Here is a 12,955-nt window from a genome sequence, read left to right as displayed (position 1 = left end):
GGCGCGCAAAGTGGGCGGGTCAAGTCTGCATTCCGCGCCAGACGTTGCGGGCGGGTTTCGGCACAGCAAAAAGCGCCTATATCCTCATACTAGACGGAATTTCTCTGCACGGCCGTGTCAGGCCGCGCACACCCCCATCATGAGGAGCCTAACGATGAAGCACGATGTCACCATCGAGATCCCCCGCGGATCACGCGTCAAGTACGAAGTTGACCACGAGACCGGCCGCGTCCGCTTGGACCGTGTGCTGTTCACCTCGATGCAGTACCCCACCCACTACGGGTTCTTCGACAACACCTTGGGCGAAGACGGCGATCCCCTGGACGCGCTCGTCATGCTGCAGGACTTTGATCTGCACCCGGGCGTTGTTGTCGATGCCCGCCCCATCGCCGTATTCAACATGACCGACGACGGCGGCGGCGACGCCAAGGTTCTGTGTGTTGTTGACGACAAGCGCTTCGACCACATCCAGGAACTGTCCGATGTTGACGAATTCCTGGTCAAGGAAATCGAGCACTTCTTCACCCGTTACAAGGACCTGGAGCCCGGCAAGTGGGTCAAGGCTGAGGGCTGGGCCGACCGCGCAGCCGCCGAAGCCGAGCTGGAAGCCTCCATCAAGCGCTACGAGGACACCAAGCACTAAGCTCCTTTTTACAACTGGCCCGCAGAAAACGCCGAAAAAACACGATTTTACTCGTGTTTTCGCCGTTTTCTGCGGGCCAGTTGTTTAACAGGTGACTGTGGGCAGGACCACACTCAACTGTCCAGTCACGGGTCAGACCAGACTGCGCAGGACCGCGGCAGCACCGTCGTCGTACACGGAAGCGGTAACCTCATCGGCGGCCGCCTTCACCTCATCCTCGGCCTGCCCCATGGCCACGCCGCGGTTGGCCCAGCGGAGCATTTCAATGTCATTGGAGCCATCCCCCACGGCCACGGTCAGGGCGTTCTCAATGCCCAGCGACTCCCGCAGAATTTCCAGCGCCGACGCCTTGTTGACGCCGTCCGCGGCGATGTCCAGCCAGGCGCTCCAGCCAATGGCGTAGGTGACACCGTGCAGCCCGGCAGCCGCAATGGCGTCGGCGAACTCCGCCGTGGTGGCCTCGGCACTGTTGACCACAACGCGCACGGCCTGGGCTTCGAGCAGGTGGTGGAAATCCACGCCGCGGGCTTCAATGCCAAAGCTGTTGTCCTGGAAACGCGAGGTGGACAGGAAGTTTCCTTCTGCGTCTTCCAGGGCAAATTTGGCGCCCGGGATGCTATCGCGCAAAGCGGTCAGCGCCGGGGCAGGATCGAACGTCACCCTGTCAATGATCTCGTAGCCGTCAGCCAGGGACGGATCCAGCCGGATGGTCACACCGCCGTTGGAGCACACGCCGTAGCCGTTGCGCAGCCCGATGGCCTCCACGATGGGAAGCAGCGCGCCCAGGGAACGGCCCGTGGCGATGATGACGTGGTGGCCGGCCTCAACCACTGCCTGCGCTGCGGTGCGGACTCCCTCGGTCATGATGCCGTCGTGGTCAACCAGCGTCCCGTCAACATCCAGGGCCACCAGGTACTTTGTTGTTTCATTTATCCGGTCATCGATGCCGGAAATTACATTATTTACTGTCATTGTCATGTCTCCAGTCAAGCAGATTGGGCTGGTACTGCCACATATTTTGGCTGTTAAAACCATGAACGCCGGGTAAATACTCACAGCTGTGTGCACAGTGTGTGTATTTACCCGGCGTTCACTAAACGCCTAAGAAATTACAGGACGGGGAACACTTCCAGGCCGCCCATGTACTTGCGCAGGGCAACCGGGACGTTGACGGAACCGTCGGCGTTCTGGTGGTGCTCCAGGATCGCCACAATCCAGCGGGTCGTGGCCAGGGTGCCGTTCAGGGTGGCAACAGCGCGGGTACCGCCCTTGCCGCCGTCGTCAGCCACCAGGCGCTCACGAATGTTCAGGCGGCGGGCCTGGTACGTGGTGCAGTTGGAGGTGGAGGTCAGTTCGCGGTACGCATCCTGGGTGGGCACCCAGGCTTCGCAGTCGAACTTGCGGGCTGCGGAACCGCCAAGATCGCCCGCTGCGGTGTCGATGACACGGTAGGGCAGCTCAACCTTGGCCAGCATTTCCTCTTCCCAGGCCAGCAGGCGCTGGTGCTCCTCGGCGGCCTTTTCAACAGTGGTGTACACAAACATTTCCACCTTGTTGAACTGGTGCACGCGGATGATGCCGCGGGTGTCCTTGCCATGCGAACCGGCCTCGCGGCGGTAGCAGGAGGACCAGCCGGCGTAGCGGACGGGTTCGTCAACGTTGATGATCTCGTTGCCGTGGTAGCCGGCCAGGGCCACCTCGGAGGTGCCCACCAGGTACAGGTTGTCCTCGGCAAGGCGGTAAATTTCGGCGTCGTGCTCCACATCAAAGCCGGTGCCGGCCATGGTCTCGGGCAGGACCAGTGTGGGGGTGATCATGGGTGTGAAGCCGGCCTCGATGGCCTGGTCCATGGCCATCTGCAGCAGGGCCATTTCCAGGCGGGCGCCAACGCCCTTGAGGAAGTAGAAGCGTGACCCGGACACCTTGGCGCCGCGCTCCATGTCGATGGCGCCAATGAGTTCACCAATTTCCAGGTGGTCACGGGGCGTGAAGTCGGGGAATTCGCGGGGCGTGCCTACGGTCTTGACCACCACGTAATCGTCCTCGCCGCCTTCCGGGACGCCGTCGGAGACCAGATTGGCCATGCTGCGCACCAGAGTGTCCTGCTCGGCACTGGCGGCATCGGCTGCTGCGGACGCTGCCTTCACGGCTGCCGAGAGCTCCTTTACGTCTGCCAGCAGGGCCTGCTTTTGTTCACCCTTGGCCGCAGCCACCTTCTTGCCAAACGCATTTTGTTCGGCACGCAAAGCCTCAAAAGAGGTGATCGCAGACTTTCGTGCGGCGTCGGCGGCGATGATGGAGTCCACCACTGACGGTTCGGCACCGCGCGCACGCTGGCTGGCACGGTATTTTTCGGGATTTTCGCTGAGGTCTCGTACATCGATCACGCCCTAAGCCTATCCAATCAATGCAACTTGACGGGTTATGGTTAGTGAATCATGCCAACTGAACTTCTTGCAGTCATTATTGTGGTCATTATTGTGCTCGCCGTTGCCATCAGCTGGCTGGGTGTGCGCAAGCTCGCCCAGAAGCATACGCGCAGCGCCGTGGCCGATTCACCGCACAAAATTCATCTGGCAAAGCAGCAAGTGGTTTTCATTTACAACCCCACTAAAAACGGTGCCGATGATGCAAAGACGCTCATTACTCGCTCCGTCTCCAAGGCTGGCTGGCCCGCCCCTCTCTTCTTTGAAACCACTGCCGAGGATCCAGGCTTCGCGATGGCCGCAGCCGCACTCGACGCCAAAGCCGATGTGGTCATTGTGGGCGGTGGCGACGGGACTGTGCGCGCCGTGGCGCAGACCCTGCGGCACACCGACGTGCCCTTGGCCATCATCCCGCTCGGCACCGGCAATTTGCTGGCACGGAACCTGAGCCTGGATGTCACGGACATTGCCGGCAGCGTCCAGACCGCCTTGTTTGGGCATCAGCGCCACATTGACGCCGGGCTCATGGAAATCGAGGACAGCGTCACGGGCGCCGTTGCCAAGCATTCATTCATGGTCATCGCAGGTCTGGGCATGGACGCCGACGTCATGAATGACACCAACTCCAAGCTGAAGGAACACGTTGGCTGGCTGGCATATAGCGAGGCCGGCTTGCGGCACTTGGCCGGGCCGCGCAAGAAAGTCAGCATCGAGTTGGATGACGAACCCGCCCAGCAACGCAAGGTCCGTTCGGTGCTGTTTGCCAATTGCGGGCTGCTCCCCGGTGGCATTGATTTTGTTCCCGGCGCCCTGATTGACGACGGCGTCCTGGACGTTGTGGTGATTAGCCCCCGCAGCGCTCTGGGCTGGTTGGCGATGGCCGGCAAAGTGGTGCTACAACACAAGAACCGCCTGCCGGTCATTGATTTTTACCGCTCGAAGAACCTGACCATCCGCACTGTTATGCCGGTTGAGACCCAAATTGACGGCGATCCGTCAGGGCCCGCCACGTGCGTGAAGGTCAGCGTGGAGCACAAGGCCGTGCTGGTGCGCGTTCCAGCCCCGAACAACCCCGCATAAAGTCTTCGTGGCGCAGCAGCGTCAGTCGGTTTCCGGACGCTGGGATTGTTCCTTGATGAGGCGTTGCTCTTCGTCAAAGCGCAACTCGTTGGCGTCGTCGCTCTCGTCGCCCACAGATGTGTCGCGGACTTCCTTGGCACCCGGATTGACGATGGTGCCTTCTTGGCTGCTGCTCCTGCCTACATGCGGATCCATGGTGACTCGCCTCTTCCCTGCTGGGACTTTCTTTCCCTCTCCAGACAAATGGTCATGAAGATACCCCAAAGCATAGGCTCGCCGATGCCGCAGCGAAAGAGATATTCGGGCGCCAATATCCTCAGGACCTGTGGCGCAGAGGCGTGTGAGGTCCCGGCCACCTCTGGCTAAGCCAGGAGCGAGTCAACCCAGGTGGCGGCCTCGGCAAACGCGGCATCGGAATTGTAGGCACGAATCAACGGCGGCTGTGCGTCTGCCCGCGGGTAGGAGCCCAGGAAGCGGATGTCCGGGTTAACCCGGTGCAGGCCGCGTAGCGCCTCGGCCACGCGCGCATCACGGATGTGGCCTTCCAAGTCAAAGCTGAAAATGTAGTGACCCAGGTATTGCCCCGTGGGCCTGGACTCAATACGGCTCAGGTTCACGCCGCGGCTGGCAAATTGTTCAAGGATGGCCATCAAGGCACCCGGATGGTCATCCGGCAGGGGAATGGCCAGCGTTGTCTTGTCCGCGCCCGTGGGATCGGGCAGGGAACCGGGTTTGGCCACCAGCACAAAGCGGGTCACTGCACCAACGTTGTCCTCGATGCCTGCAGCAAGAATGTTCAGACCCGTTTGCTCTGCCACCAGGGGAGCACAGACGGCTGCCTGGAAGGCGGATGTGCCTGCCAGGAGCTCGTGGGCGGCGGCCGCCGTCGAATTTGCCGGAACATGGCTGGCGAGGGGCAGTTTTTCGGCAAACCATTCCCGGGTTTGCGCCCATGCGTGCGGGTGTGTGCCCACAGCCGTGACATCCGCCAGGGTGACTCCGGCTGACGCCACCAACACAAAACTCACGGGGACCACCACCTCGTGGATGATTCGCAGCTCAACACCGCTGGCGATGGCATCCAGGGTTGCCGGAACCCCGCCTTCAATGGAGTTCTCAATGGGCAGCATGGCCGCAAAAGCCTCGCCGTTGCGTACTTTGTTCAGGGCGGCGGCGGCCGTGTTGGCGGGAATCCTCGCCAGGGCGGCCGCGCCCGGCACCTTCAGCAACGCCGACTCGGTGAAGGTCCCCTCGGGCCCAAGGAACGTCAGGGGCAGCACGGAGTCTGTTGGCACGGAAGTCATGGGGCACCTGTTCGTTGAAGCGGGCGTTGCTTAGAGGACGCGGGGAGTTTCACCGTTGGAGGAAACCATGGGCTTGTCCGATTCAAACCAGGCACCCATGCCACCAATCACGTTAAACGCACTGTAGCCGTTTTCGGTCAGCCAGTTGGTGGCCCGGAACGAACGGCCGCCCGTGCGGCAGATGACGTTGAGGTCGGTGTCCGGGTCTAGCTCTTCCAAACGGGCCGGCAACTGCTCCAACGGAATGTGCAACGCACCCTCAACGTGGCCCGCTTCCCACTCGTAGTCTTCGCGGACATCCAAAATCACTGCGTCGGCAGCCAACTCGGCAACCGTGACGCTCATGATGTCTGACATGTTTTTCTCCTTGCAAGTAAAGACAAATCCGGCTTAAGCCTACTGCCCGAGGGGCCACGCGCGAGCGCAGCGAGCGATGGGGAGGGCCGGCACGCCAGCGGCGCATGAAACCTTAAAATGTGACGTTCCGCAAGACTAGTGTCAAAATTAGACTTGTGAGTTCACAAAACAGCCCCGCCGATCCGGCACTGGCTCCCCAAAAACCCCGCGATACATCCTTCTTCGGACAGCCAAAAATGCTGCTGAACCTCTTCAGCGTGGAGCTGTGGGAGAGGTTCTCCTTCTACGGCATGCAAGGCATTCTGGCGTACTACATGTACTACTCCGTGACCCAGGGTGGTCTCGGCATTGACGAAGGTACCGCGCTGGGCATTGTTGGCGCCTACGGTGGTGGCGTTTACCTGTCCACCATTCTTGGTGCATGGGTTGCCGACCGCCTCATGGGATCCGAGCGCGTCCTGTTCTACAGCGCCATCTTGATCATGGCCGGACACCTGTCCCTGGCCATCCTGCCCGGCGCCGTGGGCCTGACCATCGGCCTGATCCTCATTGGTGTGGGCTCCGGTGGTTTGAAGGCGAACGCCACCTCACTGGTTGGCACCTTGTACGCTAAGGACGACAACCGCCGCGACGCCGGTTTCTCGATCTTCTACATGGGCATCAACATTGGTGGGCTCATTGGCCCGCTGGCCACCGGCTGGCTGCAGGTCAACTACGGCTTCCACATTGGCTTTGCCGCAGCCGCGGTTGGCATGGCACTGGGCTTGACCCAGTACGCTCTGACCCGCAAGAACCTGCCCGAATCCGCCCACAACGTTGCCAACCCCCTGCCGAAGGCCGATTTCCTGAAGGTCGGTTTGTTGGCCGCGGCCGCCGTGGCCCTGATCGTGCTGGCCGTTGCCCTGAAGCTGATCACTGCCGAGAACCTCAAGTGGGTCATCGTCACAGTCGTCATCCTGGCAACCATCGCCTACTTCGCAGTCATCCTGGCCAACAAGTCCCTGACCACTGTTGAGCGCAGCCGCGTGTACTCCTTTATGCCACTGTTCCTGGCCAGCGCCGTCTTCTGGTCATTGTTCCAACAGCAGTTCACCGTGGTGGCCCTCTACGCCGACAAACGCCTGGACCGCATGGTGTTCGGCTGGGAAATGCCGCCAAGCTGGGTCAGCTCCATCAACCCCATTTTCATCATCATCCTGGCCGGCGTTTTTGCGGCCCTGTGGACCAAGTGGGGTTCCCGTCAGCCCGGCACCGCCGTCAAATTCTCCGCGTCCCTGGTGGTCATGGGCCTGGCCTACCTGGCGTTCATCCCGTTCGCTGGCATGGCCTCCGTGCCGCTGATGGCCATGGTGTTCATCCTGCTTCTCTTCACGGTCGCCGAGCTGCTGCTCTCCCCCGTGGGCCTCTCCCTGGCCACGAAGCTGGCCCCGGCAGCCTTCCAAACCCAGATGGTTGCGCTGTTCTTCCTCTCGGTTTCCCTGGGCACGGCCATGTCCGGCGTTCTGGCAGGCTGGTACGACCCCGCCAATGAGACCCCGTACTTCCTGGTGGTGGGCCTGGTCTCCATTGGCTTCGGCATCATGCTATTCCTGGCCCAGAAGCCCATCAAGAAGCTGATGGCCGGCGTCATGTAAGCCTGTTTTTAAAGTACGACGGCGGCACTCCCCCCTGCGCAATTGCGTTGGGGTGGGTGCCGCCGCCAGTTAAGGACGCTAGTGGGCTGCTGCTAGCCAGGTGTAGCCCTCGGCGTCCGGGCTGTAGGAGTCAAAACCCATCATGGCCAGGCCAATGAAAACAAAGCCGTACAGGGCACCGTAAATCAGCAGCGCCAAGTAGTTGGTGATGAGCCCGGTGATGGAAAATGACCTGCCCTGGGGGCTTTCCTTCTTGAGGCCAATGTGGCCCAAAACGATGCCCACCACCTGCGGGATCATGAAGAAGCCGAACCCGGCCACCAGCGAAACCAGGCCAATGATCATGCTGGCCAGGCTCATGCCGCGCGGGCCACTGGTGTTGTCAACATAGCCGGGACCACCCTGGTAGTACGTTGGTGCAGCATATTGTTGGGCACCAAATTGCGGCTGGGCGTACTTCTGCTGGGCATAGTGCGGCTGGGCGTACTGGGGATGCTGCCCATAGGGCTGCTGGGGAGCATACTGCCCACCTGCGGCTTGCCCATACGCGACAGGTGCCACATAGGGAGGCGGCACGGAAGGCGCCACATAGGGAGGTGTGGGGCTGCCGGGCTGGCCAGGCTCTGGCTGCGGCTGCTCTGGCTGGTTCGACATTGCTGGCTCCTGCTGGAATTACTGTCCTGTGTAGGCACACAAGGGGGAAAGTTAGCGTTGACTCCCATATTAGTCCCGCCGCCTGAGGGTCCGCTGGCTGTGCAATCCGACATGGCGTTCATACTCTGGGCAACACGTGCCAATCCGGCGCCCGCTCTGTCATGCTGTGATTATGGCTAGCCGCGCGGGCACTACTGCCCTTCCCCAGGACCTTGTTGATCTTTCTGCTTTGCTGGATGCATACTACGATCTGACCCCAGACCTTAGCGATCCGGCACAACGGGTGGCTTTTGGCACCTCGGGGCACCGCGGCACCTCATTGAGGGCTTCCTTCAATGAGGGACACATTGCCGCCATCACCCAGGCCATTGTGGAGTACCGCAACGGGCAAGGCATCACCGGCCCCTTGTTCATGGGCAAGGACACGCATGCCCTGAGTGATCCGGCGCAAAACACGGCCCTGGAAGTTTTGGCGGGCAACGGCGTCGAGGTACTGATTGACGCCCGCCATGGGTACACTCCCACCCCGGCCGTTTCGCATGCCATCCTCAGCCACAACAAAGGCCGCACGGACGGACTGGCGGACGGTATTGTGGTGACTCCTTCCCACAACCCTCCCGGTGACGGCGGCTTCAAGTACAACCCTCCGCATGGCGGGCCGGCCGATTCCGATGCCACCGGCTGGATTGCCAACCGGGCCAACGAACTGTTGGAAAACGGCTTGCGCGGCGTGCAGCGGGTCCAGCTCGCGGACGCCATGGCAGCCTCCACCACGGGCAAGTTTGATTTCCTCTCCAGCTACGTTGACGATCTGCCGTCGGTTCTTGACATTGACGCCATCCGGGCAGCTGGCGTGCGCATCGGGGCGGATCCCATGGGTGGTGCCTCGGTGGATTATTGGGGCGAGATCGGCGAACGCCACAATCTTGACCTCACCGTTGTCAATCCCACAGTGGACCCGCAGTGGGCGTTCATGTCGCTGGACTGGGATGAGAAGATCCGCATGGACTGCTCCTCTCCTTCGGCCATGGCGTCGCTGATCAACAAGCTTGCCGCTGGCGCCCCCTTTGACATTGCCACGGGGAACGACGCCGACGCCGACCGCCACGGCATCGTCACCCCCGATGCCGGGCTGATGAACCCCAACCACTACCTGGCTGTGGCCATCCAGTACCTTTACACGCACCGTTCGCAGTGGCCCGCAACAGCCAGCGTGGGCAAGACCCTGGTCTCGTCCTCCATCATTGACAGGGTCGCGGCGGATCTCGGCCGCGAGCTCGTTGAAGTTCCCGTGGGCTTCAAATGGTTTGTGCCGGGCCTGCTTTCGGGCGAGGGCGTGTTTGGTGGGGAGGAATCCGCAGGCGCCTCCTTCGTGAAGAAGGACGGCTCCGTCTGGACCACGGACAAGGACGGCATCCTGCTGGCACTGCTGGCCTCGGAAATCACTGCCGTCACAGGTAAGTCGCCCTCGCAGCACTATGGTGAGCTGACAGCCCGCTTTGGGGCGCCGTCGTACGCCCGCATTGACGCCGCCGCCACCCGTGAGCAGAAAGCGGCGCTGGGCAAGTTGTCAGCAGCCGACGTCTCCGCCACCATGCTGGCCGGCGAGCCCATCACGGCCAAACTGACCGAGGCCCCCGGCAACGGCGCGGCAATCGGCGGGCTGAAGGTCACCACCGAGAACGCCTGGTTCGCGGCCCGCCCCTCCGGCACGGAAGACGTGTACAAGATCTACGCCGAATCCTTCAAGGGCGCGGAGCATTTGGCCCAGGTGCAAGCCGAGGCCAAGGCCCTGGTGGACGGCGTCATCGCCTAACCCAGGCGCACGTACCGTCGGCGGCGTCAGCGCGCAGCGACGGTGGGGGCTGGCGGCGTGGTGGGCGCCGCCGCGGACGCACCGACGAAGTCGTGTGTGGCGCGGTGCGGGCACCAGCCCCCACCTCGCGAGAGCGCTGACGCGCGGGCACTGACGCACCCGGTTAGTGGTGGGCGCCTAGTTCGTGTTCGGCGTGGCTGACGGGCTCCAGCTGGAACGTGGAGTGCTCAATACTGACGTCGAAGTGGCTGGCCACGCAGCTTTGCAGGGCATCCAGCATGAGCGGGACGTGGCCGTCATGGAAGCATTCATCGTCCACCACCACGTGCGCGGACAGGATGGGCAGTCCGGTGGCGATTTGGCTGGCGTGCAGGTCATGGACAGCGCGAACATGATCGAGCGCCAGAATGTGCTCCCGGACCTGGTCCAGGTCAAGACCGGACGGGGTGGATTCCAGCAGCACGCCAATGGTTTCCAGCAACAGCTTCACGGTGCGCGGCAGGATCAGGGCACCAATGAGCATGGCCACCACGGCGTCGGCCTGCATCCAGCCGGTCAGTGAGATGACCACGGCGGCCACAATCACCGCCACAGAGCCCAGAGCATCGTTGACAACTTCAAGGAACGCCGCGCGCATGTTGAAGTTCTTGCCGCGCCCGCCCATCAGCACGAACATCGAGATGACGTTTCCCAGCAATCCAATGGCGCCAAAGATGATCATCTCATTGGAGGCAATCTCGGTGGGCCTGAAGAGGCGCTGGACACCTTCCACCAAAACAATGAGGCCGACGGCGAGAAGTACCGCTGCCTGTGCCGTTGCCGCGAGCACTTCGGCGCGCGCAAATCCCCAGGTCCGCTTGCTGGTTGCCGGGCGCGTCATCAACCGGGCGGCCAACAGGGCCATGGCCAGCCCGCCAGCATCCGTGAGGACATGCGCGGAATCAAACAGCAACGCCAGGGACCCCGTCAGCAGGGAACCGATGACCTGAAAGACAAACACGGCCAGCGTGATTCCCAAGGCAACGGCAATGCGTCCTTGGTGACTCTCGCCGGGGGCACCGGCGTGGGAATGGGAGTGATCGTGACCAGACATAGCTCAATAGTACATCCATCGATGAATTCATCCACTAATGTATGATATTGAGAATGAAGCCCATTAGCAACGCAGCGGTGTTGGCCAGATTTGGCTATGCGCTCTCCGACCCCACCCGGGCCGAGATCTTGATGAGCCTGGCCAAGGCTCCCCAGTATCCAGCCGATTTGGCAACCGAATTGGGTGTCTCCCGCCAGAGCATTTCCAACCACCTCTCCTGCCTGCGCGATTGTGGACTGGCCGTTGCCATTGCCGAAGGCCGGAGGGCCCGGTATGAACTAGCCCATCCTGACCTGGCCCACGCACTCAACGACCTCCTCGGCGTCGTCCTGCAGGCAAGCGAAGGCCACATCCCCCACCCATAGAAATTGCATGTCCCTGGACGTAGACGCCACAAACCACGCACAAAACACCGCGTGCCTATATCCTTATCGGCAGGCTGTGCACTGGCATGGCATTGACTGGAGGCATGTTGATGAATTTGTTGGGCACCAAGTGGCGCGTTCATGGAGACGGCAAAACCATTGCACCGGGACAGGTTGTCAGCCCCGATGAGCGCTTGAGCTGGCCGCGTACCATTGGCATTGGCTTGCAGCACGTGGTGGCCATGTTTGGCGCCACCTTCCTGGTCCCCATCATCACTGGCATGCCACCGGCCACCACTCTGTTCTTCTCCGGAATCGGCACACTCCTGTTCCTGGTACTCACCCGCGGCAAGGTGCCCAGCTACCTCGGCTCCAGCTTTGCGTTCATTGCCCCCATCATGGCGTCACAGCAGCAGTTCGGCATCAGCGGCGCCCTGGGCGGGGTGGTCATGGCCGGCGTCACCTTGGCGGTGCTGGGTTTGGTGGTGCAGAAGTTCGGTGCCAGCTGGATCAACAGGCTCATGCCGCCGCCCGTCACGGGAACCATTGTGGCCCTCATTGGCCTGAACCTGGCACCGGCCGCGTGGGGCAACTTCAAGCTGGCCCCCATCACGGCTGTCATCACCCTGAGCGTCATCATCCTGGTCAGCGTGCTGTTCCGGGGCATCCTGGGGCGCCTGGCCATCCTGGTGGGTGTGGTCATCGGCTACCTGGTGGCAGTCATGCGCGGCGAGGTGGACTTCTCCAAAATCAACGACGCCGCCATGTTGGGCCTGCCGCATTTCCAAACCCCGACCTTCCACTTTGCCGTGGTTGGCCTGTTCATTCCCGTGGTCCTGGTCCTGGTGGCGGAGAACATTGGCCATGTGAAATCCGTGGCGCTCATGACCGGGGACGACCTTGACCCGTACGCGGGGCGTGCTTTGATCGCCGACGGCGTTGCCACCACCTTGGCAGGTTTTGGCGGCGGTTCCGGCACCACCACCTATGCGGAGAACATTGGCGTCATGGCCGCCACAAAGGTCTACTCAACCGCCGCCTACTGGGTGGCGGGCTGCGCTGCGCTGGTCCTGAGCTTCTCCCCCAAATTCGGCGAAATGATCGCCACGGTCCCCGTCGGCGTGCTGGGCGGAGCCGCAACCTTGCTCTACGGCATGATCGGCGTGCTGGGTGTGCGCATCTGGGTGCAGAACAAGGTCAATTTCTCCAACAACATCAACCTGACCACGGCCGCCGTCGCTCTGATTGTTGGCATAGCCAACTTTGAGTGGAATGCCGGAACCCTCCAGTTCGGCGGCATCGCCTTGGGCACCGCCGCGGCCCTGATTATTTTCCACGGCATGAGCGCCCTGGCCAAGTGGCGCGGCACCGCCCCGGACCCGCTGGAGCCGGAGAGCGAACCCGCAGCTGGGCGGTTGGCCAAGGATAATTAGCCAGCCACACTGCCAGAATCCTCCGCCTACTCGTCGAAGCGAAAATTGTCAAGCTGTGTTGAGTCACTTGGCTAGTTTTTGTGGTGTTTTTGGTTTGGGCAGGTTGATTCCGACGTGCTTGGCTGGGGCTGGTGTTGTTGGTGGCCGGCG

At 61.8% G+C, this 12,955-nt stretch carries 13 protein-coding genes; 6 read left to right on the top strand and 7 right to left on the bottom strand.

The annotated features are described in order from the left end of the window. Positions 1 to 154 precede the first annotated feature (154 nt). Positions 155 to 643, top strand: a complete 489-nt coding sequence (locus ACX80Q_RS06345) for an inorganic diphosphatase (RefSeq protein ID WP_459329683.1) — start codon at positions 155 to 157, stop codon at positions 641 to 643. 132 nt (positions 644 to 775) lie between these two features. On the opposite strand, the gene ACX80Q_RS06340 is transcribed toward ACX80Q_RS06345, so the two are convergent. Then, positions 776 to 1,621: an HAD family hydrolase gene (locus ACX80Q_RS06340; protein ID WP_459329682.1), complete on the bottom strand. Its 846-nt coding sequence runs from the start codon at positions 1,619 to 1,621 to the stop codon at positions 776 to 778. A 131-nt stretch (positions 1,622 to 1,752) separates the two neighbouring features. Next, complete coding sequence (gene serS, locus ACX80Q_RS06335; RefSeq protein ID WP_459329681.1) at positions 1,753 to 3,030, bottom strand: serine--tRNA ligase; 1,278 nt, start codon at positions 3,028 to 3,030, stop codon at positions 1,753 to 1,755. 51 nt (positions 3,031 to 3,081) lie between these two features. Between serS and ACX80Q_RS06330 the strand changes: the two genes are divergently transcribed. Then, positions 3,082 to 4,149 carry a diacylglycerol/lipid kinase family protein gene (locus ACX80Q_RS06330; RefSeq protein WP_459329680.1) on the top strand — a complete coding sequence of 356 codons (1,068 nt, stop codon included), beginning with the start codon at positions 3,082 to 3,084 and terminating at the stop codon, positions 4,147 to 4,149. A 21-nt stretch (positions 4,150 to 4,170) separates the two neighbouring features. On the opposite strand, the gene ACX80Q_RS06325 is transcribed toward ACX80Q_RS06330, so the two are convergent. The 3 genes from ACX80Q_RS06325 to ACX80Q_RS06315 all read right to left on the bottom strand — a co-directional run bounded on the left by ACX80Q_RS06325 (position 4,171) and on the right by ACX80Q_RS06315 (position 5,810). Next, complete coding sequence (locus tag ACX80Q_RS06325; RefSeq protein WP_459329679.1) at positions 4,171 to 4,344, bottom strand: hypothetical protein; 174 nt, start codon at positions 4,342 to 4,344, stop codon at positions 4,171 to 4,173. A gap of 167 nt (positions 4,345 to 4,511) precedes the next feature. Next, positions 4,512 to 5,453: a prephenate dehydratase gene (gene pheA / locus ACX80Q_RS06320; protein ID WP_459329678.1), complete on the bottom strand. Its 942-nt coding sequence runs from the start codon at positions 5,451 to 5,453 to the stop codon at positions 4,512 to 4,514. Between the two features lie 30 nt (positions 5,454 to 5,483). After that, on the bottom strand, positions 5,484 to 5,810 hold the full coding sequence (locus ACX80Q_RS06315) for a rhodanese-like domain-containing protein (RefSeq protein ID WP_459329677.1): 327 nt from the start codon (positions 5,808 to 5,810) through the stop codon (positions 5,484 to 5,486). Positions 5,811 to 6,046: 236 nt separating this feature from the next. On the opposite strand from ACX80Q_RS06315, the gene ACX80Q_RS06310 reads away from it, so the two are divergent. Next, positions 6,047 to 7,444: a peptide MFS transporter gene (locus tag ACX80Q_RS06310; protein WP_459329784.1), complete on the top strand. Its 1,398-nt coding sequence runs from the start codon at positions 6,047 to 6,049 to the stop codon at positions 7,442 to 7,444. A 78-nt stretch (positions 7,445 to 7,522) separates the two neighbouring features. Here the strand turns inward: ACX80Q_RS06310 and ACX80Q_RS06305 are convergent, their stop codons facing one another. Beyond that, entirely contained in the window at positions 7,523 to 8,098 is a 576-nt protein-coding gene (locus ACX80Q_RS06305) for a DUF4190 domain-containing protein (RefSeq protein ID WP_459329676.1), read from the bottom strand. Positions 8,099 to 8,270: 172 nt separating this feature from the next. Here ACX80Q_RS06305 and pgm point away from each other — a divergent pair, with 172 nt between their 5' ends. Next, complete coding sequence (gene pgm, locus ACX80Q_RS06300; RefSeq protein WP_459329675.1) at positions 8,271 to 9,914, top strand: phosphoglucomutase (alpha-D-glucose-1,6-bisphosphate-dependent); 1,644 nt, start codon at positions 8,271 to 8,273, stop codon at positions 9,912 to 9,914. 163 nt (positions 9,915 to 10,077) lie between these two features. On the opposite strand, the gene ACX80Q_RS06295 is transcribed toward pgm, so the two are convergent. Continuing rightward, positions 10,078 to 11,007 (bottom strand): cation diffusion facilitator family transporter, encoded by a 930-nt coding sequence (locus ACX80Q_RS06295; protein WP_459329674.1) that lies wholly within the window; start codon positions 11,005 to 11,007, stop codon positions 10,078 to 10,080. Positions 11,008 to 11,060: 53 nt separating this feature from the next. On the opposite strand from ACX80Q_RS06295, the gene ACX80Q_RS06290 reads away from it, so the two are divergent. Continuing rightward, positions 11,061 to 11,372, top strand: a complete 312-nt coding sequence (locus ACX80Q_RS06290; protein ID WP_459329673.1) for an ArsR/SmtB family transcription factor — start codon at positions 11,061 to 11,063, stop codon at positions 11,370 to 11,372. 110 nt (positions 11,373 to 11,482) lie between these two features. Then, positions 11,483 to 12,805, top strand: coding sequence for a uracil-xanthine permease family protein (locus tag ACX80Q_RS06285; RefSeq protein ID WP_459329783.1), 1,323 nt, complete (start codon positions 11,483 to 11,485; stop codon positions 12,803 to 12,805). Positions 12,806 to 12,955: the final 150 nt, after the last annotated feature.

The sequence above is a fragment of the Arthrobacter sp. HLT1-20 genome, from assembly GCF_054510895.1.
Note: the sequence above shows the minus strand (reverse complement) of the source record. Positions and strands in the feature narration are given on the sequence as shown.

Bases quoted from the DNA above. Each gene is read 5' to 3' on its own strand.
- ACX80Q_RS06305 (WP_459329676.1), bottom strand. From the start codon at position 8,098: ATGTCGAACCAGCCAGAGCAGCCGCAGCCAGAGCCTGGCCAGCCCGGC.
- pheA (WP_459329678.1), bottom strand. From the start codon at position 5,453: ATGACTTCCGTGCCAACAGACTCCGTGCTGCCCCTGACGTTCCTTGGG.
- pgm (WP_459329675.1), top strand. From the start codon at position 8,271: ATGGCTAGCCGCGCGGGCACTACTGCCCTTCCCCAGGACCTTGTTGAT.
- ACX80Q_RS06345 (WP_459329683.1), top strand. From the start codon at position 155: ATGAAGCACGATGTCACCATCGAGATCCCCCGCGGATCACGCGTCAAG.
- ACX80Q_RS06295 (WP_459329674.1), bottom strand. From the start codon at position 11,007: ATGTCTGGTCACGATCACTCCCATTCCCACGCCGGTGCCCCCGGCGAG.
- ACX80Q_RS06340 (WP_459329682.1), bottom strand. From the start codon at position 1,621: ATGACAATGACAGTAAATAATGTAATTTCCGGCATCGATGACCGGATA.
- ACX80Q_RS06290 (WP_459329673.1), top strand. From the start codon at position 11,061: ATGAAGCCCATTAGCAACGCAGCGGTGTTGGCCAGATTTGGCTATGCG.
- ACX80Q_RS06330 (WP_459329680.1), top strand. From the start codon at position 3,082: ATGCCAACTGAACTTCTTGCAGTCATTATTGTGGTCATTATTGTGCTC.
- ACX80Q_RS06325 (WP_459329679.1), bottom strand. From the start codon at position 4,344: ATGGATCCGCATGTAGGCAGGAGCAGCAGCCAAGAAGGCACCATCGTC.
- ACX80Q_RS06310 (WP_459329784.1), top strand. From the start codon at position 6,047: ATGCTGCTGAACCTCTTCAGCGTGGAGCTGTGGGAGAGGTTCTCCTTC.
- ACX80Q_RS06315 (WP_459329677.1), bottom strand. From the start codon at position 5,810: ATGTCAGACATCATGAGCGTCACGGTTGCCGAGTTGGCTGCCGACGCA.
- ACX80Q_RS06285 (WP_459329783.1), top strand. From the start codon at position 11,483: ATGAATTTGTTGGGCACCAAGTGGCGCGTTCATGGAGACGGCAAAACC.